The sequence below is a fragment of the Sporolactobacillus terrae genome, assembly GCF_019930545.1.
Classification (GTDB): domain Bacteria; phylum Bacillota; class Bacilli; order Bacillales; family Sporolactobacillaceae; genus Sporolactobacillus; species Sporolactobacillus terrae.
The window spans coordinates 3,038,046-3,063,936 of the sequence record NZ_CP082837.1 but is presented as its reverse complement, the minus strand read 5'-3'; the positions used below and the strand labels follow the sequence as shown (position 1 = coordinate 3,063,936).

The 25,891-nt window shown below is 45.0% G+C and carries 21 protein-coding genes, 3 pseudogenes and 1 riboswitch; of the genes and pseudogenes, 7 read left to right on the top strand and 17 right to left on the bottom strand.

Features of this window, described 5'->3' with window-relative positions:
* Positions 1–4: 4 nt before the first annotated feature.
* A pseudogene (locus tag K7399_RS16330) lies at positions 5–335 on the bottom strand (DUF6176 family protein).
* A gap of 125 nt (positions 336–460) precedes the next feature.
* On the bottom strand, positions 461–883 hold the full coding sequence (locus tag K7399_RS14755; RefSeq protein ID WP_028976920.1) for a VOC family protein: 423 nt from the start codon (positions 881–883) through the stop codon (positions 461–463).
* 385 nt (positions 884–1,268) lie between these two features.
* On the opposite strand from K7399_RS14755, the gene hcp reads away from it, so the two are divergent.
* Positions 1,269–2,906: a hydroxylamine reductase gene (hcp, locus tag K7399_RS14750; RefSeq protein ID WP_128165974.1), complete on the top strand. Its 1,638-nt coding sequence runs from the start codon at positions 1,269–1,271 to the stop codon at positions 2,904–2,906.
* A gap of 76 nt (positions 2,907–2,982) precedes the next feature.
* Here the strand turns inward: hcp and K7399_RS14745 are convergent, their stop codons facing one another.
* The 11 genes from K7399_RS14745 to K7399_RS14695 form a co-directional block, all read right to left on the bottom strand.
* Positions 2,983–4,002, bottom strand: coding sequence for a uroporphyrinogen decarboxylase family protein (locus tag K7399_RS14745; protein ID WP_051577900.1), 1,020 nt, complete (start codon positions 4,000–4,002; stop codon positions 2,983–2,985).
* A 24-nt stretch (positions 4,003–4,026) separates the two neighbouring features.
* Positions 4,027–4,770, bottom strand: a complete 744-nt coding sequence (locus K7399_RS14740; protein WP_164875452.1) for an SDR family NAD(P)-dependent oxidoreductase — start codon at positions 4,768–4,770, stop codon at positions 4,027–4,029.
* Between the two features lie 65 nt (positions 4,771–4,835).
* Positions 4,836–5,576 (bottom strand): amino acid ABC transporter ATP-binding protein, encoded by a 741-nt coding sequence (locus K7399_RS14735; protein WP_028976917.1) that lies wholly within the window; start codon positions 5,574–5,576, stop codon positions 4,836–4,838.
* Positions 5,577–5,597: 21 nt separating this feature from the next.
* Positions 5,598–6,356 (bottom strand): amino acid ABC transporter permease, encoded by a 759-nt coding sequence (locus tag K7399_RS14730; protein WP_028976916.1) that lies wholly within the window; start codon positions 6,354–6,356, stop codon positions 5,598–5,600.
* A gap of 14 nt (positions 6,357–6,370) precedes the next feature.
* Positions 6,371–7,069: an amino acid ABC transporter permease gene (locus K7399_RS14725; RefSeq protein ID WP_010023645.1), complete on the bottom strand. Its 699-nt coding sequence runs from the start codon at positions 7,067–7,069 to the stop codon at positions 6,371–6,373.
* A gap of 22 nt (positions 7,070–7,091) precedes the next feature.
* Positions 7,092–7,973 carry a transporter substrate-binding domain-containing protein gene (locus K7399_RS14720; RefSeq protein ID WP_223362366.1) on the bottom strand — a complete coding sequence of 294 codons (882 nt, stop codon included), beginning with the start codon at positions 7,971–7,973 and terminating at the stop codon, positions 7,092–7,094.
* Between the two features lie 13 nt (positions 7,974–7,986).
* A complete protein-coding gene (locus K7399_RS14715; RefSeq protein ID WP_128165971.1) occupies positions 7,987–8,757 on the bottom strand; it encodes a VOC family protein in 771 nt (256 codons plus the stop codon).
* Between the two features lie 3 nt (positions 8,758–8,760).
* On the bottom strand, positions 8,761–9,570 hold the full coding sequence (locus K7399_RS14710) for a pyrroline-5-carboxylate reductase family protein (RefSeq protein WP_128165970.1): 810 nt from the start codon (positions 9,568–9,570) through the stop codon (positions 8,761–8,763).
* A gap of 743 nt (positions 9,571–10,313) precedes the next feature.
* Positions 10,314–11,675 carry an amino acid permease gene (locus tag K7399_RS14705; RefSeq protein WP_028976912.1) on the bottom strand — a complete coding sequence of 454 codons (1,362 nt, stop codon included), beginning with the start codon at positions 11,673–11,675 and terminating at the stop codon, positions 10,314–10,316.
* Positions 11,676–11,955: 280 nt separating this feature from the next.
* On the bottom strand, positions 11,956–14,007 hold the full coding sequence (locus K7399_RS14700; RefSeq protein ID WP_028976911.1) for a KUP/HAK/KT family potassium transporter: 2,052 nt from the start codon (positions 14,005–14,007) through the stop codon (positions 11,956–11,958).
* Positions 14,008–14,131: 124 nt separating this feature from the next.
* Positions 14,132–14,279, bottom strand: a riboswitch (cyclic di-AMP (ydaO/yuaA leader).
* A 119-nt stretch (positions 14,280–14,398) separates the two neighbouring features.
* Positions 14,399–14,905, bottom strand: a complete 507-nt coding sequence (locus K7399_RS14695) for a hypothetical protein (RefSeq protein WP_010023334.1) — start codon at positions 14,903–14,905, stop codon at positions 14,399–14,401.
* A gap of 122 nt (positions 14,906–15,027) precedes the next feature.
* On the opposite strand from K7399_RS14695, the gene K7399_RS14690 reads away from it, so the two are divergent.
* A complete protein-coding gene (locus K7399_RS14690) occupies positions 15,028–15,720 on the top strand; it encodes a tyrosine-protein phosphatase (protein ID WP_010023336.1) in 693 nt (230 codons plus the stop codon).
* Between the two features lie 51 nt (positions 15,721–15,771).
* Here K7399_RS14690 and K7399_RS14685 read toward each other — a convergent pair whose 3' ends face one another.
* Together K7399_RS14685 and K7399_RS14680 are read right to left on the bottom strand one after the other, a co-directional pair.
* Positions 15,772–18,174 (bottom strand): heavy metal translocating P-type ATPase, encoded by a 2,403-nt coding sequence (locus K7399_RS14685; RefSeq protein WP_128165969.1) that lies wholly within the window; start codon positions 18,172–18,174, stop codon positions 15,772–15,774.
* Positions 18,175–18,192: 18 nt separating this feature from the next.
* Complete coding sequence (locus tag K7399_RS14680; protein ID WP_028976908.1) at positions 18,193–18,582, bottom strand: ArsR/SmtB family transcription factor; 390 nt, start codon at positions 18,580–18,582, stop codon at positions 18,193–18,195.
* Positions 18,583–19,098: 516 nt separating this feature from the next.
* Here K7399_RS14680 and K7399_RS14675 point away from each other — a divergent pair.
* The 3 genes from K7399_RS14675 to K7399_RS14665 all read left to right on the top strand — a co-directional run bounded on the left by K7399_RS14675 (position 19,099) and on the right by K7399_RS14665 (position 20,847).
* Complete coding sequence (locus K7399_RS14675; RefSeq protein WP_223362365.1) at positions 19,099–19,188, top strand: putative holin-like toxin; 90 nt, start codon at positions 19,099–19,101, stop codon at positions 19,186–19,188.
* 478 nt (positions 19,189–19,666) lie between these two features.
* Positions 19,667–20,002 (top strand): PadR family transcriptional regulator, encoded by a 336-nt coding sequence (locus K7399_RS14670; protein WP_028976907.1) that lies wholly within the window; start codon positions 19,667–19,669, stop codon positions 20,000–20,002.
* Complete coding sequence (locus tag K7399_RS14665) at positions 19,999–20,847, top strand: DUF1129 domain-containing protein (protein WP_028976906.1); 849 nt, start codon at positions 19,999–20,001, stop codon at positions 20,845–20,847. The genes K7399_RS14670 and K7399_RS14665 overlap by 4 nt, the downstream gene beginning before the upstream one ends.
* Positions 20,848–21,133: 286 nt before the next feature.
* On the opposite strand, the gene K7399_RS14660 is transcribed toward K7399_RS14665, so the two are convergent.
* Positions 21,134–22,423, bottom strand: coding sequence for an IS91 family transposase (locus K7399_RS14660; protein ID WP_081791805.1), 1,290 nt, complete (start codon positions 22,421–22,423; stop codon positions 21,134–21,136).
* A 347-nt stretch (positions 22,424–22,770) separates the two neighbouring features.
* Between K7399_RS14660 and K7399_RS14655 the strand changes: the two are divergent.
* A pseudogene (locus K7399_RS14655) lies at positions 22,771–23,544 on the top strand (transposase); the annotation flags it as partial.
* Positions 23,545–23,553: 9 nt separating this feature from the next.
* Here K7399_RS14655 and K7399_RS14650 read toward each other — a convergent pair.
* Positions 23,554–24,552, bottom strand: coding sequence for an IS30 family transposase (locus tag K7399_RS14650; RefSeq protein ID WP_128165968.1), 999 nt, complete (start codon positions 24,550–24,552; stop codon positions 23,554–23,556).
* Between the two features lie 108 nt (positions 24,553–24,660).
* Between K7399_RS14650 and K7399_RS14645 the strand changes: the two are divergent.
* Positions 24,661–25,347, top strand: a pseudogene (locus K7399_RS14645) (transposase); the annotation flags it as partial.
* Positions 25,348–25,891: the final 544 nt, after the last annotated feature.

Sequence of the window (25,891 nt, the reverse complement as noted above, 5' to 3'; positions counted from 1 at the left end):
TCCTTTAGCTCGTCAACCGCCGTATTCGCTTGGGGATCATCTCAACCTGCGGTGCCAGCGTTGGTACATGAACGGATTCAATGATACATTCGTACCAATAGTTTAGATGAACGCAGTCGATTTCGTGATTCAATTCTTCGACCATCGCTCCGCCTTCGCTTTGAATCGAGAACCAATACAGGAATTCATCATCGGCATCCTTTTCGCGAAAAATCGCTTCGACGTCATTTTCAAAGTCAGCAGGACTTCTGGCATCCAATTCAGACATACCAGCCGTTCATGTACCTTTTTGTTTTGCCTTTTTTCACACGCAAGTTGCTCAATTCTGTTTTCAACCTCCTGTGTACAATCCGAGCACACATGCACAAACACCCCAGCATTTAAAACTGCTGGGGTGCCTAATTAGTCAAAGCTGCCTTTGACGCTCTGTAAAGCTTTCCGTGCGCCAAGTCGACGCAATTCAACGCTTAACTTCTGTTGAAATCTGCCATGTAACGCCAAACTTATCTTTTACTTGTCCGTAGGAAGGACTCCAAGGCGTTTCTTGAAGTGGCATGAGCACATCGCCGCCTACTTGAAGTTTCTCGAATGCAGCCTTTGATTGGCTGACTTCATCGAGAATAAGTGCTACATCAACTTGGTTTCCCAGCTGATAAGCATCACCCGGGAACGTGTCCGACAGCATAAGAACGGTAGCACCGACTTTTAGCATCGCATGCATGACCCGATGCTTCGCTTCTTCAGGGAGCGGAAATTCCGGGTTGGACGGCATTTCACCAAATGTCTGGACGCCAACAACCTCTGCGCGCAATGCCTCTTCATAAAACTTAACGGCCTCTTGCCCATTGCCATTCATTCGCAAATAAGGATGAACGCCACTCATCGCCTACACCTCTGCCTTTTTTTAGATTTTCTATGTACCAGGAAACAGGAACGTACATTCATATAGCTTACCCTATATTTCTCATGGGTCAAACGCTTTTATCTTTCCCAAGTCTTCCCGTTCAAATTCAGGAGCACGGGATGAAGGACATACCTATTTATTTATACCCGGCAAGGCTCGATTAAAAACATGCGTTGTTCTGTTCCTTTAATACGCCGCTTCAAGAATGTCTCACCTGCAAAACAATTCTTCGAAACACTTGATCCAGATCATGGCATTTGATTCACCTCATGACTATGATTGAAGGAAATTGAAGTTCAAACACGTCTTAGCCAATCGTTTGCGCAAAGTAAATCAAAAAAATCTTGATCTGGAGGAATGAAACATGGAAAAGAGAATGTTTTGCTACCAATGTCAGGAAACAGCAAGGGGTAGAGGCTGTACATTAGTCGGCGTCTGTGGGAAAAAGCCTGAAGTCGCTGCTGCGCAAGATTTGCTCGTATACGTCACGAAAGGGCTTTCCGCTGTGACCATGCGTCTGCGTGATGAAGGCAAGAAAATCTCCGCCGACATCAACCATTTGGTCACAGAAAATCTCTTCACCACGATTACAAACGCGAACTTCGATGAACAAGCCATCCGCTCCCTAGTCAAAGCAACGCTTACAGTAAAAAACAGACTGATTGATGCATTAACCGATAAGAAGAATCTTCCGGATGCAGCACTTTGGACATCTTCCGATTACAGAGGTCTTGCTCTTAAAAAGGCACATCTAGGCGTCCTCTCTACGGAAAACGAAGATGTTCGCAGTTTACGCGAACTCATTACTTATGGTTTGAAAGGCCTCTCCGCCTATATGAAACACGCCAATGTCCTGCTCAAAGACAGCGAGGAAATTCATGAATTTCTTCAACATGCCTTGGCAGCAACCTTGGACGATACGTTGGGCACCAAAGAACTCACAAGTCTGACACTCGAAACAGGACGCTACGGTTTGAAGGGCATGGCCTTGCTGGATCAGGCTAATACAAATGCGTACGGAAATCCAGAAATAACCGAAGTCAATCTTGGCGTCAGAGATCGTCCGGGAATTCTAATTTCAGGCCATGACCTGCGTGATCTTGAGCTACTGCTTCAGCAGACGCAAGGAACCGGTGTCGATGTCTACACACATTCGGAAATGCTCCCTGCGCATTATTACCCCGCATTTAAGAAGTACCCGAATTTCGTTGGAAACTATGGAAATGCATGGTGGAAGCAAAAAGAAGAGTTTGAGCGTTTTAATGGTCCGATTCTTATGACAACAAATTGTATCGTTCCACCAAAAGCCAGCTATAAAGATCGTATATACACAACCGGTGCCGCAGGTTTTCCAGGATGCACGCACCTCTCTGGCAAAATTGGTGAACAAAAAGATTTCTCCAAACTCATTGCCCACGCCAAAAAATGTCCGCCGCCTACTGAGCTTGAAACTGGAAAAATTGTCGGCGGCTTTGCGCATGAGCAGGTCTTTGCACTGGCAGATAAGATCGTCACTGCGGTCAAATCGGGCCACATTAAAAAGTTCATTGTCATGGCCGGATGCGACGGGCGCGCTAAATCAAGAAACTACTATACCGACTTTGCCAAATCGCTCCCTAAAGATACCGTTATTTTAACGGCTGGATGTGCGAAGTACAAATACAATAAACTCAATCTAGGCGCGATCGATGGCATCCCGCGCGTGCTTGATGCCGGGCAATGCAATGACTCCTATTCTTTAGCGTTGATTGCCCTTAAGTTGAAGCAGATCTTCCAGTTAAGCGATATCAATGACCTGCCAATCATTTTTAACCTTGCATGGTATGAGCAAAAAGCGGTTATTGTACTCTTAGCCTTGTTGCATCTCGGCATTAAGGACATTCATCTTGGACCGACCCTGCCGGCATTCCTCTCACCTACCGTCGCCGCATTGTTGACCGAACAATTCGGTGTCACAGGCATAGGCAGCGTTCAAGAGGATTTGAACATGTTCTTCGGCTAATTGAATCGCTCAAACACAAATCGCGACCCCCGAACTCGGGATCGCGATTTTACTCTTCTTTGAACTTGTTTTCAAATCAATCGCCGACATTCAACCCGTTCGCCGCTTCAGAAACCCACGCAGCATGCGCGTCGTCGGTGTCAAACGGGATGCTGCAATCGCCGCTGATCAGAATGCCTTGGCGCCCATTTTCTTCGAGCAGACGCTTTGTCTCCGCCTGAATTTCTTCTTTGCTTCCCTTATAGAAGACACCGTTCTCTGTATTTTCAAAGCCGCCCATCACCGCGCGGTCACCAAATAGTTTCTTGCCTTCGTTTAAGGAAACTTCTTCGACATAAGAGGCCCAGTGGAATGCTTTAACCGGATAGTTCTTGTAATCGCCAAGGCGATTCCGCTTGCCTTCAAAGCCGCAGATATGAATCATGTTGTAATCGTGAACCTCTTGAACTGCGCCCAGCAGTTTCACCTCGCTGGGCTGCACGAACTGCTGCCATGTTTTCGTACTAATGACGGAGTCCTGCGGCTGCTGTACGCATAGATAGATGCCGTCAATTCCCGACTGTTGAATCAACTTGGTACTTAAGAAAATTAGATCATCGGCAAGAATGTCAAAGGCATCGGCAATCGCTTGAGGAGCTTCTCTTAAAAAGCGGTATATCTTCTTAGGATCCTGTTCAAGGATCTCAAAACGCAGGCGTAACTGATACCATGGCGAAAAAATATTGTAAAAGCTGCCGATTTCACCCTTGTAATGGTCAACAATTGCTTTAATTGCCGCCACTTGACGCGTGATCCACGGATCATTCGCATCAATGCGCTGAATCTTCTTCAAGTCTTCCGGCGTTTCAAACGTGTTGTCAATCACGCTGGGATGCAGGAAGAATCCGTCACTCATAATCTTTGTAAAATCAGGCTGATAGCGATCATAGAAATGTTGTTGCCGTGCAACAATATCATCGATCACCGCCTGATCACGGTAGCCAAGCACTTGCTTTTTTTCATCCGACAGATAGTGATGCCAAAATCCGGCCAACACTTGGTCTGTCGGCTTATTATCCAGCGTATCGAGTAAAATCTGATGTTTGTTTTCTGCCACAACCGTCACTCCCTGTATTTTGCCTTATGCGAGACGCCAGCCGCCATTGACATGGAGGCTCTGACCGGTGATGTAACTTGAATCATCAGAAATCAGAAAAGCAATCGGCTTTGCAACTTCAGACGCTTGAGCCGCACGCTGCATCGGCACTTTTTTGCGATACTTCTCAATGTTTTCCAGAAGCCGTTCGTGCGTCATTTCCGTATCGGTAATTCCGGGAACAACCGCATTCACACGCACATTTTTCGCTGCACCCTCCAGCGCCAATGTCTTTGTCAAGCTGGTTACCGCACCCTTTGACGCGGCATACGCATCGTAATTCGAGATTCCGTCAAAAGCATCGACAGACGTCACGTTCACAATGCTGCCGAATCCTTGAGCGATCAGTTTCGGAAGCAGTGCCAGACTCGGATACAGCGTCCCATAGAAGTTGACATCCATGATTTCCTTCCATGACGGGTCCTCATAGTCTAAAACGTTCGTCGTGTAGAAAATGCCTGCCGCGTTCACTAACCCGTCAATACGTCCGGTTGTTGCGTAGATTTCATCAAATACCTGTTGAACCGCGGTCTTATCCGTCAATTCCAATTGATACGTTGTGCTCCGCACGCCTTCACGGCGTGTCTCAGTCTGTACGTTTGCAAGACGTTCTGCATTTCGGCCAATCAAATGCACGCTGTACCCCTGCTCAGCTAGGGCAACCGCAGTCGCGCGTCCAATGCCGCTGCTTGCTCCTGTAACAATTACATGTTTCTTGTCGTGTGCCATGCCGCCTCGGTCTCCTTCAATCATACGTTTTGAAAAATTCTGCTTCACCTACAGATGGTTCTTCTTCACACGTTTGCTAAGATGTCCGTCAAGAATTTCTTCGTTCGCTGCTCAGAAGGTTTTTCAAAAATAGCTTTTGGTGCCCCTTGTTCGACGATGTGCCCATCCGCCATAAAAATCACGCGATTGGAAACATCACGGGCAAAACTCATCTGGTGTGTGACGACCACCATGGTTGTCCCTGAACTTGCCAAGTCCTGCATGACTTTCAGCACTTCCCCGACAAGTTCCGGGTCCAAGGCTGAGGTCGGCTCATCAAAGAAAATAACTTCCGGATTCAGCGCAATCGCCCGAGCAATGCCGACACGCTGCTGCTGCCCGCCGGAAAGCTGTGACGGATAGTGGTTTTTGCGGTCTGTCAGGCCAACACGCTCCAATGCTTTCAACGCAATTTTCTCCGCTTCGCTTTTCTTCACTTTGCGTGCAACGATTAAGCCTTCCGTAATGTTCTGCAAGGCCGTTTTATTGTTAAAAAGGTTATAGTTTTGAAAGACAAAGCCAACATTGCGTCGAATCGTGTTGACTTCTTTTCCTGTCAGCTTCTCAAAGTCTTTATCAACGCCGGCAAACGTAAGATGTCCGCCATCGGCCTCTTCCAGCGTGGTCATCGTCCGCAAAAGGGTCGTCTTTCCGGAGCCGCTGGGCCCAATGATTGAAATGACATCACCTTTATTCACATCGATACTGATCCCCTTGAGAATGTCATTTCCTGCATAGCTTTTCTTTAAGCCTTCAATCGTGAGCATGATTGATCCTCCCGCTTTCTGCTAGCTCTGTTTTCGCTCTAGTTTCGGCTGCTTAATACCAAAAGGAAGCCAATTGAAACCGCTCGTCTTCTTTATAGGTCTGCGATACTTGCTGAAATAGCGTTCAAGCAAGTAGAAGACCACTTCTGCAGCATAACAGATGATCAGATAGTACACCCAAACCACCAGATAGGCCTCCAGAAAATTATAGTTGAACGCGGCCTCCGTTTTGGCAATCGCAGTAATGTCTTTAACCGACATGATAAAAGCAAGCGATGAATTCTTAATCAGATATAACGTTGTGTTGGCGATATTGGGCAGTGCTGAAATCAATGCCTGAGGCAGAATGATCCGCCAAAACGTTTGCCGCGGCTGCATGCCGACCATCAGACCCGCCTCCATCTGCCCTTTGTCAACCGTCTGCAGTGCGGAACGGAAGACTTCCGTCAAGGTCGCAATCGCGTTCAACGTAAAGACGATGTACGCGTAATAAATCGGATTTATGGCGAATGCTGCCCTGCCAATGATCATATTTAACAGGCTCGGAAATGCACTGTATACAATCAGAATCTGAGCAATGATCGGCGTCCCTCGAACCAGAGAGACATAGAATTGCACCAAGCGTTGCAAGCCTTTGACCCGATAAATTCGGATTAAAGCAAAGAGAATGCCAATCGGGAATGCGATCACTAATGCAACCAAGACAATCTGCAGGGTAACGGGAACCCCTTGAATGGCCGTTTGGGCTACTTTTACCATGAAGTCTGTATTTAATGACATTGAAGCGCCCCCCTTTAAACGGCAATCGTTTTTCGTTTTGCTTGATAAGATTTTTCAACCTGAGACACGCCTTTGTCAATCGCCAGCGAAATCACCCAGTAAATCAAGGCTAAAGCACAATACGTCTGCCAAGCATAGCCGCCTGAGTTATTGGCAACGATCATTTGCGCTTTGGCGACCATGTCGACAACCCCGATGGTAAACGTCAAGGCACCTTCTTTTAGAAGATTGATGACTGAATTGGCAAAGTTAGGCAGTGCCACAACAAACGCTTGCGGTAAAATGATTCGATAAAGGGTTTGGAACGGCGTCATGCCGACCATCAGTCCGGCCTCCATCTGTCCTTTTGCAATCGATTCATACGCCGAACGCATAATCTCCGATACCGGAGCGGAAAACAGAACGGTTAATGCAATAATGACAAAGTACATACGGTTCCAACCGTCAATATTCGTATGGAACCAGTCATTAAACAACATCGGCATGCCGTAATACACCACGAAAATCATGATGATCGCCGGTGTTGCCCGAACCACACTCACATATACACTAGCAAGCACCCGCAGGACAACCGATTCGCTTAATCGCGCTGCAGCAAGCAGCAGGCCGAGCAGACTGCCCAAAATGATGGATGATACCGAGACGATTAAGGTAATGTTAATGGCCGGCAGCAACTGACCTAAAAAATTAATGATTAATTTGATATTCTCCATTTACATAACCTCAACTTTTCGATTACTTGAACGGTTGATCGAGTAATTTAAAGTTATCCTGACCAAAGTATTTCTCTGAGAGTTCGGATGCCTTGCCGGAATCAATAATTTTCTTGATCACCTTATCGTAGGCTGCCGCAAATTCCTTTTGATCCTTATTAAACAGCGGGTAGGTCTTGATGCCGCCTAACGTCACATAGCTCAACTTGCCCTTCAAGTCTGCATTGGCTCCGTTTTTCTTTTCAACATTGGCTTCAAACATTGGACGGATCGCGAAGAATGCGTCGTAACGACCTTCATTGACCCATTTCAAGGCATCGGAAACAACGAATGTGTCTGCACTCCCTAAGTCAATCTTAGGATCATTATTCTTGTTGTATTCAGCGATGACCCCATATTGTCCATTTTGCGGCGCAATGGGAACGAGATTACCCTTATTCTTAGCCAGCTTCGCCAAGCCGCCGAATTTATCCTTATCTTTTGTACGAACAACAAAGCCGGAATCACTCACACCGAAATAGTTCTTTGGAAAGAGGTAGGTCTTCGCGCGATCTGCCGTATAGAAAATATTCTTAACACCGACTTGATACTTGCCGCTCTTCACACCGATTAAAACGTCATCATCACTTGTACCGACATAGTCGAATTTATATTGAGGCAGTTGTTTATCAATTTCACGCATGATGGCAACGTCATATCCGTCCCCTTGCTTCTTGCTGTTTTGATAGGTAATCGGGAAATTGGTCGTAGCGTAGGCCACTTTAATCACTTTTGGCTTGTCGGAACTTGCTTTATCGGAAGTTGCCGATTTATTCGACCCGAGACCGCCTAGAAAATAAATACCTGCAGCGACAATGACAACTGCTGCGATGACACCGATGATGATCTTGTCCAACTTTTTCATGTTGCTCTCCCCTTTAGTTAAATGAAAGTTTTATTTGGTCAAACACAAGTGTTTGTTGTTTTAATGGATCACCGGCACCGTCAAACTTGAGCTGAACGATGTGATTTTCCGCGCCTTGATCAAAAATCAATTGCCGATCCTGCAACTGTATACGATATCCGCGCTCTGTTTTTTCCGGATTGCCCTCCAGCAGCCGTCCCCAGACGTCGGCTGCCTTTTGCGGATCGGGTACATGGAATACCGCCTGTCTCGCCAGCAAATCTCCGGCAGCATGTTGGACAATCAGCCCTTGCTCCGTAAGTTTTTGCGCGCGCGTTTCATCGCTGCCTTGCCATTGAATGAAAAATGGATAAGGCAAACCGTCAATCGTACCATCGATAAAGAAAATCGACCAGGTAATCAAGTGCCCTTGCTCGTTCAGTCGTTTGCCGACTTCGATGTCACCGGCAGGAACACCGGCTTGCTTCAGGCGTGCGTGTGTCGCCTCAATATCCGATGTTCGGAGCGCAATCGTGTTGATGCGCTGCAGTTTCTGTTCATAATCTTGAACCGCGTCATAGACTGCCGAAGCATCTGAGCGTGAAAAGTCCTTTGCCCGCGCCTCATCATAAACAGAAATCAGTTCAATATAGTTTAGACCAAAATACCCGAGTGCATTTTCGGTACCCCACTTTTCATGGCGTCCGCCCCGTGCGAACACAATGCCGTGCTCGCCAAAAAATTGGACTGCTTCATCGACATCCTGAACATTGATCATCGTATGATCCCAGTTTAAAACAGCCATTTATTATTCTCCCTTCCCCAATTCGGTTGTTCTTCGGATCGCTGCGAGTACAGCATTCTGAACACCCGCCGCAAAGTCGCTTGCATCCAGCTCATGTTGCGCGGTGATGCCTACACCACCTGCCGAATTATTGATATCTAGCAATTCATAAGGATGTTTGCCGGTGATCTCCAGCATCTTCGCCGCGCCCTGAAGATTCTCACGGGCAATTTGATTGGCTTGTTTTCGTGATAGTCCGCCAAGTACACCGGCATTGGTCAGTGCAAGATAGAAATTGTACACATAATTTGGTCCGGCAATCGCATACCCGGTATAGATATCAATTTGTTCTTCGGGAATATAATCAACTTTTCCGAAACTCTTCAGAAATTCATCGACGTCCGCTTGCTTTGCTGCTGCGTTCAGCGCGGCTCCAGTAACTCCGAAACCTGTATCCGTGAGCGTGTTCGGAATAATACGAACAAGTGGATAATCCGGCGTTTCGAGCGCCTGCTCCAATTGTTTGATCGTGACACCGGCAATGATCGAGATCAGCGGCTTCTTCAGACCGCTCGCGCCAATCTGTTTGGCAATTTCCGACCAATCATCCTGCGGGCGAACGCCCAATAGCACAACATCCGCAGTTTCTAACGCCTCAGGTCGAAATTCTGTGTCTGCAGTCACGTGGTAGCTTTCCTCTAAGTAGCGCACTCGATTCGAGCTAATATCTACAACCTGTGTTGTATCCGCTGAAATTGCCTGATTCTTTAATGACGCACGAATGATCGCCTCGACCATTTGCCCGCCGCCTATCGCATACAAAGATTTTGTCATGTTCTTTTCCCCCAATTTGTAGCCTTTCTGAAAATGTCAACTCATGTACGCTCAATCTTATAGGATCCCCCAAAAAATAATCGTCTATTTTAACTATTGTAAAGCAAATGCGATCAAAACAGCCAATTATTTTTCGAAGATTATAAGTATTTCAAATCATCAGTTTCAATCTCCTTCTTCCATTTTGTACAAAAAAATCGTCTTAAAGCTTATTGGGCTTAAAGACGACGTATTGATCCATACTTTGTAATCGAAATACTCATTCACTCGTAAAGGGCTGACTGTTAAGTGAAATTAGATTCAGTCGATTCGGTGCACATGGATAAACGCCGTACAAAATCATTTACATTCATACACATGAGTTCATCGCAACACATCGACATCATTTGCACTAATTTCACCTTAAGTTCGCCCCCAACGAAACAAGATAAACGATAAAAACTATATACCCAATAGTAATAGTATGCTTTAAAGTTGTCAATTCATTTTCCTTTTGCAGTTGGTACAAAATCGATAAATGTAGCAATGAATACCGAGAAATAAGGGGATTGATGACGAAAAATATTTTTCGACGATCTGAAATCTGACATGATTCTCGCTTTTGCGCGCGACTCTATTTGAATGAGAAAAACCAAACTGTGCTTAGTAAAAAAAGTGCGTAACAACACATGTTGCCGCGCACTTTTTCACTTCTATTCATCTTGCAAAATACTCAGGCGTCAGTCATCTATGCGCCGCTGTTCTTATTCTGGGGCAATGGATTCGGCTGTAAGCTGCGCCTTTGATCTGAAGTAAGTCACAGTAATGATCGCGTAAATGATTGCAGTAATGACCGTCATAATCAGAGCGGTTGTCGCGAGCACACCGATCAGGATGGCAAGCAGCGCCAGTAACGCAAACCAAGTTGCATAAGGAAATGTACGCGTGCCATTGCTCTGTTTGTTCAAAGGGCTGCGCGACTTTATATGGGCCAAGGCAATAATGATCCAGATGAACAAGACGGTATAGCCAAGCGATCCCATTAAATAATTGAATGTTTTGCTGCCGATGAACAGCGAGGTCAGCACGCCAATATACAAAGAGGAGGCACAGGCTAAGATCGCATACACCGGCACACGTCTTTTCGATACCTTGGCAAACAACCTCGGCACACGTCCATCCAGCGCCTGTGTATAGAGCACACGCGACGAGGCATAAAGCCCGGAATTCATCGAAGAAATGATCGCCAATAAAATGATCGCATTCATTATATGGTTGGCATAAGGGATGCCGATCAATTTAAATACGGTTACGAACGGGCTTTCCGGAACACCATTAACCTGATTCCAAGGGATAAGGCTGACAATAATGAAAAAGGGCAGGATATAAAAAGCAATAATACGCACCAGTGTTCCACGGGCGGCCTCCGGGATCACCTTTTCAGGGTTCTTTGCCTCAGCCAAGGTTACCCCGATCATTTCCGTACCGCCGTACGAGTAAATAACGACAAGCATCGCTGCAACCAAACCGTGCATTCCATTTGGGAAAAAGCCGCCGTACCGAGTCAGATTAGCAAACCCCACGGCTTGATGCCCATGAAAAGATACGAACAAAATAACCAATCCTAAGATAATAAACAGCACAATGACACTAATTTTCAATAGCGCAAGCCAGTACTCCGTTTCAGCAAAAAGTTTAACTGAAAACAGATTGATCAGTGTCACAATGGCCGAAACCGTTAACGCAATTACCCAAATCGGCACAGTCGGCAGCCAATATTGAATAAACAGGGCGGCAACCACTGATTCTGCCGCGATATTCAGCACCCACATTTTCCAATAAATCCAGTCAAGGAAGTGGGCGGCATAGCCGCCGAGCAATGGTTGAACCAAATCACGAAACGTTCTTGCCTGTTTATTATTCACTGCCAGTTCAGCAAGCCCTTGCATAACAAATAGTAAAATGATTCCGCCGACCAAATAAGTGAGCACGACAGCCGGACCGGCTAAATCAATCGCTGCACCGCTCCCTTTAAACAGACCGGCACCGATTGCTCCACCCAGCGCCATCATCATAATATGGCGTGCGGTCATCGTGCGTTTTAATTGTTCTTGCGTACTGCTCATCTATGGGTACCCTCCTGATTTTCTTGAGTACATAGAAAAAGGCCCATCATCTCGCGCGAGACGACAGGTCTTATTCAATTCTCTTTCAAAGCCATACGAGCGTCACACATTGATGAATTTCTCTAGAAATTGTACTTCTCTTTATGGCTGCTCTTCTCATGTTTTCTATGCACATTCACATAATGCTTTACTATACAGGCCGCCCCATTCGCTGTCAATGCGAAATGATGGGATAACGTTCTGAACAAATCGTCCCCGTTTCATACAGCATAAAGCCCTTTTATTGCTTCTTTGTTGATGGGTTGGTCATGTCTTTCACTGCATGCCGAACTCCTTTTTGCTGTAAGCGCAATACTTCCGGATCATAAAGCATCAGCGGAATCGGTTCTTCAACTACTTCGCTGAATTTCAAACCGTACCAAATCGCTGGAGAAGTCGTGATGTTTTGCAGAAAAATGCGCCCTCCGATCAGAAAACGATTCAAACGATTCATTTTTGGATCGGTCGCCAGGTCCATCAATTGCTCGGTCGTAACGACAAACTTAAAATCTCCGACACGGCGATTCTTGAGTGTTGTGTATTTTGGATATTGCGTGTCGATAATCTTTTGATCAATCAAATCGTTGATAATTTGGCGAATATAGACATTCACATGCTGCGAATTTTTAAAGCCCAGGTAGAGCTGTACATTAATGATATTACGTGTCCCCAGCATATCGATGGTGTACTGACTCCTATATGGCGCATCCGTTTCATTAACCGTAACGAACCAATAGACCTTCGCCCGTTTCGGTCGTTTGTCCAGAATGGAATACAGCACCTTTCGTTTAATGCTGTAGCCCGGGCCGACTTTGGTCATGTAAACTAAATTCGTTGCATAGATCGGTTCCGCATGATCATTGCTGAGTTGAATCAATTGCTTTCGATAGTCCATCAACGAAACATTTTCACTTGTCTTTTCATAATTCTCACGCAGCTTATTGCCGAAATACCAGACCACCATAACCGCAAGAATCAATAGTGTGATCAGGAGCGTTAAATAGCCTCCATGGACAAACTTGACGAGACTTGCAAGTAAAAACAGCGTCTCAATCGAGCCAAAGAATAAAGCCATGCACAAGGCAAGGGTCTGATTGAACCGATCTCTCACAAAAACAAACAAAAGGATCGTAGTCATCAACATCGTTATGGTGATCGATAGACCATAAGCTGCTTCCATATGCCGCGACGTTTGGAACAACCAGACAATACTAAGCGTAACGACACATAGAAACCCGTTGACGGCTGAAATGTAAATCTGACTGCGTACCGTACTTGGGTGCTTGATCACCATTCGCGGCAAAAATTTCAAACCAATCGCTTCATTGACCAAGGTGTAACTGCCGGTAATCAACGCTTGAGAAGCAATGATTGCGGCAAAAGTCGCCAGCGCGATCGCTACAAAACGCAGATGATCCGGCAACATCTCATAGAAAGGATTCACATCAAGTAAATGACGATAGGCCGGATTCTGATAATGGCCGATCACCCACGCACCTTGTCCCATATAGCTCAGCATCAGCATCAGCGAAACAAAAGGCCAGCTTCCATAAATATTTTTCCGACCCACATGACCCATATCCGAATAAAGCGCCTCCGCCCCGGTCGTTGCCAGAAAGACACTGCCGAGAATAAAAACACCCGCTTTATTTGCCGGACTAAAGAGAAATTGAACGGCATAATATGGGGATAGTGCTTTTAAAATTTCTAAATGACTCAGCATATTGATAAAACCCGTGGCACCGATAAAGACAAACCATAGAAGCATAATCGGTCCAAATGAGCGTCCAATCGCGGCCGTTCCAAAATGCTGAATCAAGAAAACCCCTAATAAAATTGCTGTAACCACGAGAACCACAACAAGCTGATTCTCACTGAATTCAAAAGAACCGATATGCTGTCCTTTCAATCCCTCAATCGCTGAGGTTACCGACACAGCTGGGGTTAAGGTCCCATCGGCTAGAAGTGCTGCCCCACCGATGAGTGCCGGAAAAATCAGCCAACGTGCTCGATTGCGAATTAATGCATATAATGCAAAAATACCGCCTTCATGATTATTATCTGCACGCATAGCAATGATCACATATTTTACCGTTGTAATAATCATTAACGTCCAGAAAATCAGCGAAACCGAGCCGATGATATAGTCGGGTACGGCATGCCGTATTCCTTCAGCATCCGATAGAATCGCCTGCATCACATAGAGCGGCGACGTTCCAATGTCTCCATAAACAATCCCCAAAGTCACCAGCATCCCGCCAAGCGACAGGTGCCGGTTCATTTTATTCGCCATGATCGTGTTGATCTCCTCACAAAAATTTTTTCTGTAATCACGGGCCGTTTATTAAAAAATGGGACGACAAAAAGACCACAGAGGATCAACTCTATGGTCGACGTTTTATTTCGATCATGCGTTCACACCCTCTCTCTTAACGCTTACGAGGTTAGCTGTCGGATTCGGGCCATGAGAGTAGCCCGTCCTTACATTGAAGGATTCACCCCAAGTGATGCCCAGCATCACAAAGTTGGTTCCCCCGCTCCTGACGGATTCAGCGAATAAAGAATGATTTAATTTTCGAGGTTATTATACGCTTGACTGTTGATGATGTAAAGAAGTACAATGCAGCGGATGTGGCCCTTTCGAGCGTCCGATCGCAAGGCATGACGTAGGGTCAAGCAAGCCATTAGTTGACTGCGTAGCTCCCATCTTCATAAACCCGGTAAATACCTACCGTGCCCGATCCGCCTCTTTCTACAAGTTCCTTTGATTCTTCACGAATAAGGTAATAAAATCCCGTTGAATCTTTTTTCTTATCTTTACCGAGCGCATTAAAACTTATATCTGAGTCCTGTCCTTCTTTCAGATGGGTTTTCAGCACCTGAATGGCTTCATCTGTATTGGCAACAAATGATGAACTTGCAGTCGAGACGTCTGCCGCAGAAGACGTCGAGCTAGCCGATTCTGATTCACTTGCTGTTGAAGCCGAACTGGTTTCGGAAGCGGTTTGGCTGGATGATGCGCCTGCATCTGAGGATGACGCTTGGGTTGCACCGTCTTGATTTAACTGTACATCCGCTGATATTGAGTTGGAGGATTTACCCTTCGTTTGATCACCTGCACGCTCTTGCCCGCATCCCATCAGCGAAGCGGTGAGTGCCATACAGACGATCAGTTTCGTTATTTTTTTCATGAAAAAACCTCCAATTTTGTCTAACAGCTATTGTAACATAGGCCCTTGAACGGGTCCCCGCATGTTATAATGAGAAAGGAATTGTAATGCTTAGCTTTGAATAAAATCAGTGAGGTGCACCTATGCCAACACGACGAATTCACCTCTCCTGCACGGTCAACACGCGCGATTTGGGCGGTTATCGAGCGAAGGACGGCAGGACAACCGCATTCGGAAAAATCATCCGCAGCGATGCACCCGAAGCATTTACCCAAGAAGATCTTGCATTATTGAAGGATCTAGGCATCACAACTGCACTCGACTTCCGTTCAAAACCGGAAACGGAGCGGATGCCAAGCGCTTTTGAACAATCTGCTGATTTTGCCTACTTCCATTGCCCATTCGCCTTTGGCAATCGCAACCCGGCCTCGAAAGCCGAGGTTCCTTTGCTGTACGCAGAAATGCTGGCTGATTTTCCAGCGGTCAAGCGAATTCTCGGCATTATTGCTCAGCAAAAAGGCTCCGTTTTCATCCACTGTTACGTCGGCAAAGACCGCACCGGTGTTGTCGCCGCACTGCTGCTGCTCATAGCCGGTGTGAGCGTCAGTGACATCCTCGCGGACTATCAAGTCTCCTACACCTATTTGCGACAGCGCATACGCAAATTGCTGCAGGAACATCCGGAACTTCCCGATTTCACCGGCCGCTCCGACATGGCATATATGGAAAAGACGCTGAACCACTTTTTTAAGACCTACGGAACGATCGACAACTATCTTCAAAAAGTAGGCTTGCAACATGAAACGATTACAACTTTAAAAAATAAGCTGTTTTAAGACAGAAAAGAACGAGAGAAACGCATTCTCTCGTTCTTTGTATCGGTCGTTTCACTGAGCCTTATGTTGAAACAAACGCAGACTATTGAGGATGACGAGTAACGCGGCCCCGGTATCACTGAATACGGCGAGCCAAAGCGTCAGCCAGCCTGGAAAAATCAAACACAGTGCAGCCGCCTTGACGATCAGAGCAAAGACAATATTTTGTTTAATAATCCTTAACGATTTCCGACTTAAGGCTATGGTGAAGGGCAGCTTTTGTAAGTTATCGGCCATGAGAACGATATCGGCCGTTTCCATGGCTGTATCCGTTCCCGCACCGCCCATGGCAATGCCAAGATCTGCGTTGGCAAGAGCCGGGGCGTCATTAATGCCATCACCAACCATGGCCGTTTTCAAACCGGAGCCTTGCAGTTCATGAATTGACTTGACTTTATCTTCAGGAAGCAGGTCAGCAAAAAATCGGGTAATGCCTGCTTCATCGGCCACTTGTTGTGCCGTTGTGTGGTGATCACCTGTCAGCATCACCAATTCACGAACGCCGATTTTTTTCAACTGATCCATCGCCGCAACGGTTGTCGGACGAATGGTATCCGATACAGCAATCACACCAATTAATGCCCGATCCGTTCCAATCATAACGATCGTCTGACCGGCTTTCTCGAATGCTTGTACCTGTGCATATTGATCCAGAGTACCGACTTTTTTTTCACGGAACCATTTTTGACTTCCGGCATAATAAATGGTACCTGCTACGTTCGCCTGAACGCCTTTGCCCGGGATATTTTTAAACGCTTCACCGGCAAGTGCAAGTACTTTTTTCTCATTTGCATAGTCCGATAGGCAACGCGCAATTGGATGCGTAGAGTAGTCCTCAAGCGTCTTCGCAAGCGCGAGCAGTTTCGTCTCGCTCCCAGTAAAGGGAAGAACCTGCGAGACGGTTGGTCTCCCTTCGGTAATCGTGCCGGTTTTGTCAAACGCAATTGCTTCGATATGACCGGCTTTCTCCAAAAAAGCGCCGCCTTTTAGCAAAACGCCTTGTTTGGCAGCATTGCCAATTGCTGAGATGATCGCTACAGGCGTTGAGATCACCAAGGCACACGGGCACGCAACGACAAGCAATTCCAGTCCACGATAGAACCATATACTCCATGAGCCTAAGCCAAACAAAGGCGGGACGATCATCAGAACAAGTGCAAGACTAAATACAATGGGCGTATAAATTCGGGCAAAACGTTCGACAAATGTTTGCGTCGGGGATTGCTTCTCTTGCGCTTCCTCGACCATTTGAATGATTCGCGCGATGGCCGTATTTGAAAAAGGTTGTGTCACTTGGCATTCAAGCGTCCCGTTTTCATTAAGCGTACCGGCAAAAACGGAGTCGCCCTGGTTTTTGTCAACGGGAATTGATTCTCCTGTAATCGGCGCCTGATCCACACTTGACTCGCCGCGCATGACCGTACCATCGAGTGGAATTCGCTCACCCGGTTTCACAACCATAATCTCGCCTACCGCGACTTCCCCAACTCCTTTTTTCACGAGTTGATTTCCAAACTTAATCCATGCCGTTGAAGGCGCGACCGTCATTAAATCGCCAATGGAACGCCGCGTCTTTTCGACTGATCGGTTCTCTAATACAGCGCCCAATGCAAACAGCCAAACGACTGTAGCTGCCTCGAACCATTGATTAATGCCGACCGCACCGATAACCGCCGCGGACATTAAAACATTCATATCAAGTGAACGGCTCTTTAACGCATAATAGGCACCTCGCACAGGCTGACGACCACTAATGATCAACGCAACCGCAAATAAGAGATTTTGTAAAAGATCAGGAAGCGCGGTGAATGATAAAGCAAATCCAGCAGCGATGCTTGCCCCGGAAAGCACGATTTCCCAAAGTGATTTATTCGCGTGCGTACGCTGAGGCGTTCCCGATCCGTTTTGCTTTTCAGACATTGCCTGATAGCCGAGTTTGCTTACTTCTTTTTGGATACGTTCAGCCGTAAGCGTATGCGTAATGGACATTTTCCCCGACGAAAAATTCACCGTCACATCTTGGACTTCCGGGAATTGCTTCAAATGTTTTTCAATCGTTTTTGCACATGCTCCGCAATCCATTCCCTCGATCTTATAGCTTTCTTTATCCTCATTGTGCGGCTCGTTTTCTTCATGCTTCTCGTCCTGGCAGCAATCATCGTCACAACAGTCATCTTCATGATGTTTCTCATTCCGGCAGCAATCATCGTCATCCTCTGAGCAATGGTCTTCGCTCTCTTCATCTGAACTGCAGCACGAACAGTCAGCCGCTTTCACAGCAAGACTGCCCTCTGTTTCATAGCACGCGCAGCAGGTACATTGGTTCTGAACACATTCATGCCGCTCTTGATGACTGCATTTTGTACAGGTACAATGCTTTGCAGAATGGACGGGGGTTAATTTTATCATTCTCATGCTCACGCAGCTCTTTTCTTATTCAGCCAGTTCCTGATCGGCTTGGCCTTCTTTTGATCTTTCATGTAAAAACGTAAGTTTGACCAACTGCCGGACAGCCTCATCATTCAAAGCATAATAAACAAACTTTCCCTCTTTGCGCGACTTGGCAATCCCCCATTTTTTCAACAACCGCAAATGGTGCGATGCCGTTGCCTTGGAGCAGCCAACTACCGCACAAACGTCACAGACACATAACTCCTTCTCAAGCGCCAACGCATGAACAATCGTCACCCGCGTTTGATCCGCCAATAATTTAAAAAGGTCGGAAACACGATCCGAACGACTGCCGTCCAGCTCCTTCCTAAGGCGCATCACCTTGTCTTTATGAATACAGGTCACTTCACAGACATCCTGTTGCTGACTCATTCGATTCACCTCAATCAAATAATCATTTGACTATAGTATATGCCGTGGATGGAAAACAGTCAAACAATCGCTTGACTGTTTAATGCTTGGGAACAGCGATAAGATAAAAAATTAAAGCGATTACAAAAATGACCATATAATAAAAGGTTTCCATCACATCGTAGTATACATATAAAAATAGCTCATTCATGAGATGAACGTTGAAAAGACTTGTGGAGACTTTTAGGCAGTGTTAAAAAGAACAAAATACACTATTACTTTTTTACAAGTAGAAACAGCCAAAAGTCCAATAAGGATAAAGATTCGCAGGTGTTTTTTGATCCATATAAGTGCAAAAGTTAGATAAAAAATTTGAATTTCAAAAGTCTATTAAAGTCGAGCAGAAGATAACAAATAGTAGTAATAGATCCAAGCTATAATAGCAGAGACAACAAAATGAACTGGGTGGGAGCGCTGCTCTGCTGCTTCTGTTGGTGTTCGGTGAATCCGACGCTTCGGGAGAAAGGGGGCGCGCTCATGACGACATATCAGGCAATAAGCTTGATGATCAGTTTCAGCATACTGATTATCATGATACTGTCGTTTAAAGATAAAACAAAAAAGTAATCCACCCGGTTTGCCAGCCTGTGTGAATTACCTTTTCATGATTCATGCAGCGCTATGATCGCTTAGCGATTTTTGCTGTCACTCTTCCGTTGGTGTGCTCACACCAACGGATTTATTTTGCTTTGTTATTAATTACATTATACGCATTTTTGCAGTAATTAACATGGGTATTGATTTTTGCTTTTAGTAGTTCTTCTTGATTTGATCTAAAACTTAGTAAATGCCTGGCGTAATTCGTTACGATGCTTTATGAAACGATTCTCGTTTTGGTTTCCCAGGGTCAATTGAACACAAATATTCCACAGCAACAATTAACGACAACAGCCTATGGTTTGCTCACAATGTCATCCACTGCCGATTTCACATTCAGGTTATAGCTAATGGATCATCTATTATGCTTTACAAAATAGCCGGTTTCCTCTACAATAAAAACAACACTAGTAGGTATTACATTATAGGTGAAGTCAGGTGTGATCCTGTGAAACAAACGCAATTGTTAAAAGGTGTTCTTGAAGGGTGCGTCCTTCTCATTGTCTCAGAGGATGAAGTATACGGTTATGAACTGGTTCAGACATTAAGAAACTACGGCTTTACAGAAATTACAGCCGGAACCGTTTATCCACTATTACAGAAGTTGGAAAAGAAGGATTATCTTTTAAGCAGAATGAAGCCTTCGCCGGATGGTCCGGATCGAAAGTATTATCAGATCACTTCTGAAGGAATGAATCATTGCCGGGAATTTATGAACCAATGGGAACAGCTTGTATCCAATGTCAATCATCTAATTCGTATAAAAGGAGGCAGACGACCATGAGTAAGCATACGCCTACCGTTGAAGCCATGGTGAAGCTGAATAATCAGTTGCGTGAAGAACTGATGGGAGAGAACAAAACGTATTATGAGGATTTGCTTACGTATATCCGTACTGCCGGATTATTTTATGATGATCACGAAGTTGAAAGTCTCTTAATGCAGATTTTGCAGGATATCCTTTCTGCGCAACATGACGGACAATCGGCCGAAGCATTTTTTGGAAAAAGTCCTCAGAAAGCCGCCGATGCGTTGATCCATAATCTTGGCAAGGCCAGCTGGAAAGAAATTATGAAACTGACCGGAATAATTTTCGGTATCAGCTCATTTTTTGAGCTTCTGAACGCCTTGACTCTTCCCGGAAAAGGCATCAATTTTCTTGTGCTCATGCTGAATGGCTTGTTGAGTTTCATCGTTGTTGGGATTGTTTTTCATGTCCTGCACAGAAGTATTTATGCAAAAATAGTTAAGAGCAAAGTACTGTCGTTCCTAGTTCTCTGGTTGGCTTGCATGCTCATTATCGGCTTATTTGTCTTGATACATGTCCTGACGCCTCCCCTGCTTACGCTCTATTTAGCGAGCCCGGTCGGCATTCTGATGATCACGATTTTGCTCGTCGGGCTAACGATCGCGGCCCTACGTCGCAACAAGGAAGACAGAAAAATCTGGTGGTCATTTCTGCCTCCAGTCTATATTATGGGTCTGATTGGAATCCTTTCCAGACTGCCGCTAACGGAAGACTGGTTGGCTAGCCGCAATGGACGCATCACTGCAGTTGTTTGCATCGGGTTCGGACTCATTCTCAATTGGGTGATCACCTATGTCAACATAAGGGCGGAAAAAGAGTAGCCTATTCCCTATTATTTGCAGCGTATAATCAAACGTTTGATTAAAATAATCGTGCCCCAGTTTCCCATATTGATTAGAAAATAAGAAAAACCGGGCAAAATACGCCCGGTCCTTTTTTGTTTAGAGATAATCTTTAATTCTGTATTCCTGGCCGTGAACCCCTTTGTAGTATTCAGGATACATTTCTCCTCCACATTGTTCACATGAAAACCGAGGGGGAATGATCGAATCTCCACCATCCATAAGATCCATTTCTCGTACAATTTGTGTAGGGATTTCTTCTTTCTCATGACACGATAGGCAAAAAAACCGTACGGTTTTTTTGTTTGTTTTTTGCACGATTTTCTTTTTGACCGATTTGCGTCGTTTTTTGGTTGAGATAACGAATCTCCTCCTCTAGATACTCTCTTGCCGTTCTTCCTAGGGCTACTTTGATGACTAACCTGCCTTCTTCAAGGCAGACTTCTCCCTTGTATTCATAATAGTTACCGCATTTAGGACAAATATGAGGATCTTTATTGCCAGTTGCGATCGTCCGTTCTCTCCATGTACGTCTGCGCAGAACTTTATTTACCTTGATGACCCAGCGCTTTGTTACTTTTTGCCATGCCATTAATAACTTTTTGCTTAATTTTTTATTTTTTCTAGAATACATGCCATAATGCCGGATCGTTTTAAACTGCTCGTCAGGGATATGACGGATCAAACGTGCAATAAAGGCTTCAACTGTAAGCGTCAAACGCTTTTCCTGATTGTCTCTTTTGTCCTTGTACGTAAAGGTCACGTTGTGACCATCGTAGTCTTCGATGCGATTCAGTCCAATTGCTGGACGGCGGATATAGCGACCAATATAACGGAGTTGTTCTTTCACATGGCCTCGTTGTCTTGGGGCATGAACATAGAAACCTTCTCCATTTTGTAAATAAGCTTTCTGTAATAGAGGCTGAACGTTCTCCTTCTCTTTCGCAGTCAAATGTTTACGAATAAGTTTTAGCACCACCGTCTGCCACTGTTTCCGAAGCATCTTAAACGGAATGAAGTCATAGGACTTCCATTCTCCTTTGCGAGTGATTCCACCCATACTCACAAGCATGTGAACATGCGGATTAAAATTGAGCTGAGATCCAAATGTATGGAGACCAGCAATAATGCCGGGAGTCACTTTCGCTTTCTTCTGAAAAAAGTTTTTGATAAGCCTTGCGGCCTCGTCCATTAAAGGCTTTAGTAAGTGCCGGTGTAAAAGGAAAACATCACGTAAACCTTCATCAATAGTGAAAATGACATGTCTATGATTGACTTGTAGCACATCTTCCGCAAGCAGTCTGCTCCATTCTTCGCTCTCTCCAATAGAACACGTGGTACAAAAACGTCCTTTGCATCGAAAAGGTACTTTTCGAACATCATGACAACCTTCACAAACCAGCAATTTAAATCCCTTTTTAAGGTTTCCACAATCCTTAAATTTCTCCACTTCTTTGATGACAATTGGGCGTATCTGTCCCTGATACTTTTTCCTAAAAGCTTCCCAATGTCTATGATGATCGAAGAAGATACGTTTAAGAATATTAGGTTTCATAAATAAAAGGTATCACAGTCATATTCACTGCGATACCCCCAAAATCATATACTTTCTTTTCCTGTAAGAAAAACCGGGCAAAAAGCACCCGGTCCTTAACCTCCAGCCATGTGTGATGGATTCGTGTCTTTTCGGTGCTGAATCATCGCTTCGATTACTCGCTTGCCGCGGGCGCACCGCGAGCCTCCTCAGACAGGCCAGGAATCTGCGGGGTCTCGCTGGCACGCTGTTGAGGCCACTGAAAAAGTCCAACCTATTCATTGGGCCGTTGAATGTTTGATTCATCAAACATTCAACGGCCCTTTTCCTTTATAATGGAGCTATCAACGTATATAGGTGGTAACTCAATGCTCTCAAATCAAGAAACACTCAACCTTAGCCCTTATGCAGCACTCTACGATCTTGTTGTCCCAAAAGATAATATGCTTCGTCAAATCAATGAACTCGTGGACTTTTCATTCATTTATGATGAATTGAAAACAAAATATTGTCTTGATAATGGGCGTAAAGCGATCTCTCCAATTCGAATGTTCAAATATTTATTATTAAAGACGATTCATGATTTATCAGATAACGATTTAGTCGAGCGTTCTAAATATGACCTGTCGTTTAAATATTTCCTCAACATGGCCCCTGAGGAGGACGTCATTGATTCAAGTTCGTTAACGCATTTTCGTAGGCAACGTCTTCAGGACGTTAAATTGTTAGATCTGCTTATTGGGAAAACCGTTGAGATTGCGCTTGAAAAAGGAATTATTAAAAGTAAAACGCTTATTGTTGATGCCACCCATACAAAAGCGCGTTATAACCAAAAATCACCGATCGAATTTCTACGAGAGAAATCTAAAAATGTTCGCAAAGCCGTCTATCAATTGGATGCATCCATGAAACCAAAATTTCCAGAAAAGAATACATCTAACGAAATCAACGAGGAATTAGATTACTGTCATCAACTCATTTCCACCCTTGAAACCGAACCGCAAATCACCGCGCTGCCTGCGGTTAAAGAAAAGTTAAATGTCCTCAAAGAGAGTGTCGAAGATTTTAAGGAACATATGAACCCTTCGAATGATCCCGATGCTCGGATCGGACATAAAACAAAAGATTCTTCTTTTTTTGGTCTTGAATTGTCAAACTAAGTGCAACGCCTGATTATAAAAGACCTCAAAAGGAGTCTTCCAGCCCAAACATTTGCGAGGTCGGTGATTTAATTCGTTCACAGCATGTGCGATGGACGCATCGCTGTCCTGGCGAAAGTCATGTCCTTTAGGGAAATATTCTCTTAGTAGTCCATTAGTGTTTTCGTTACTTCCTCGCTGCCAAGGCGCGTGTGGATTGGGAAAATAAAAAGTCATGCCGCATGCCTTAGCGACTTGGTCATACCAAGCAAATTCTTTGCCACGATCGGGAGTTACGGTCAGCCGCTGATGTCGAGGCAATGGGGAGAACAGTTCAATTAATTTCTCTTTCACGCATTTAGCGGTTTTCTTCGCGGCCTTTGCGGCAATGAGTAAGCGTGTCTTTCGATCAACAAGGGTTACCAGACATTCGGATCCAATTTTTCCAACGACCGTATCTGCTTCCCAGTGGCCAATGACGCGACGTTCATTAGCCTCAGGCGGTCGTTCATCAATGGAATGACTGTAGTTGATTTTGCCACGACGTTCTTCATAACCTTTGCCGTGGCGTGATTTTCCTCGGTGTCGCAGGCGACGAGCAATCCCACGTTGCCCAGGTTGATGATTAGGCTCATCCAGGAGATGCGCTTCAATCCCACGATAGATGGTCGTATAACTGATCTTCCAAGGAGAATGATCCTGTTTAAGCCGCTGATCGATCTGTTCGGGAGACCACTGGTGATCAAGAATAAGCCGCTGAATCAAGTCGTGAAGTTCCGGATTAGCCAGTAGAGGTTGGCGGCAACATCCTTCGCGTCGTGCATGGTACTTTTCCTCGGCCTGTACGGACGAGTAAGTACCATCACCCTGTTGATTTCGTTTCAATTCACGACTGATTGTGGATGGAGGTCTTCCTAATTGGGTGGCAATCGAACGAATGGGGCGACCCAAAACAACATTTTTAAGTATGATTTCTCGTTCATATGAATTAAGATGGTGATAGTGGCTCATCGTTTATGTCCCCTGTCTTCAATAGTTTGTCGCAATTCTATTGTACAGGAAGACTCAGCGATGGGTCCTTTTAATTTTCTAAGTGTTGCACTTAAAGTGTAAATTCAAGGTTATAAAACACATCTGGCGATGAGCGATGAACGTATTATTACAGCGGCCGTCATTACGACAGGCGAAAAGAGCGATGGAAACTATCTGGAGCCTTTAATCGAAAAAAGTAAGGAGTCAGGGATGACCATTGATACGGTCATTGGCGATACGGCTTACTCAGAAAAAGATAATATTACCTATACAAAAACAAATCATATAGCTTTGGTTTCAAAATTACACCCTGTGGTATCACAAGGCACGCGCAAAAAAGCATTTGAGTTTAATAAAGATGCGGGTATGTTTGTCTGCCCGGCAGGGCATATGGCTTTTAAAAAGAAATACGATGGAAGACAAGGAACGAAAAAGGTCAATCCGCGTGTAAGATATATGTTCGATGTAACGAAATGCCAAGTATGTTCCATGCGTGAGGGGTGTTATCAGGAAGGATCAAAAACGAAGTCTTATTACGTTACGATTAAATCCACAGAACATAAAGAACAGAAAGCATTTCAAAATACGGAACAATTTAAATCACTGGCAAAAACGCGTTATAAAATAGAAGCGAAGAACAGTGAGTTAAAAAACAGACACGGGTATGATACAGCATCATCTGCGGGTCTGTTTGGAATGGAGATTCAAGGAGCGACCACGATCTTCGCAGTCAATCTCAAGCGGATTCTGAAGATCCTCAACGAAAAAAGATAAAAAAAAAGGGAAAAAGGACCACTTTTCGTCAAAACGCAGACGAAAAGTGGTCCTTTTTTGCGCCAACCAGAATTCTCAGATCAAAAAATCGACAGTTTTTCAGCGGCTTCACGCTGTTCCCGCAGGCGTCTCGCCCCTCCGCTTTGATTCTTGGCCAAGACACTGGTCTATTGGCTTGAAAACAGGACAAAATCATGTACTTTCTTTACCTGTTAAAAAAGACTAAATCCCTATGGATTCAGCCCAGTTTTGGATTAATGATGATTAAACGGGTTTTTCGAAAATTCACTGTATCTTCCCCCACCTAACGGGGCAGAAAGTTCCCACTGATCGATCGCATTATAGGTTTGGATAATAGGGCTTATAGACAGGATGGCTGTAGTAAGGGGGTCTAACAACAATAGTTGGGGTGGGCCAGCTATACTGTAAATAATCCATCTTTAATTCAGCGTTCACATTTTCCAATAACCGTGTGACCTGAGGCATAAATTCAATGCGCATCTTGTTGTCACCTCCTTCGTTTGTGAACAGGCAGCCAGCTTTT